Source organism: Roseomonas acroporae (assembly GCF_023223525.1).
In the GTDB taxonomy this organism is placed as follows: Bacteria; Pseudomonadota; Alphaproteobacteria; order Acetobacterales; family Acetobacteraceae; genus Roseomonas_E; species Roseomonas_E acroporae.
The window spans coordinates 1-276 of record NZ_JALPRX010000160.1; the positions used below are offsets into that span (position 1 = coordinate 1).

Genomic DNA, 276 nt, shown 5'->3' on the forward strand with positions numbered 1-276 from the left:
TCGGCCGGACGTGGGCATGGCCGTGTCCATCAGCGCGCGCCCTCCGCCCGGAGGTTGCCGGCGTCGGTCCGCTGCGACACGGCCCAGCGGGCGATGGCCTCGCCTTCGCCCTCGGGCTTGCCGGCCTGCTGCAGGGCGCCCTCGACGGTGCGGATCACCTCGCTCTCGGTCAGCAGCCCGGCCACGACGAGCCGGGCGAGGCCCCAGCACTGCGCCACCGCCGTGGGGTGCCGGCTGTCCACCGGGGCGCTGCTGATGGCGAAGGCCGCGCGCGAC

The 276-nt window shown here is 77.2% G+C and carries 1 protein-coding gene; it reads right to left on the reverse strand.

Annotated elements, in window-relative coordinates; translation table 11 throughout:
- Window positions 1-29 precede the first annotated feature (29 nt).
- Window positions 30-276 (reverse strand): hypothetical protein (locus tag M0638_RS26775; RefSeq protein ID WP_248670011.1); only part of this gene is annotated, 247 nt, incomplete at its 5' end.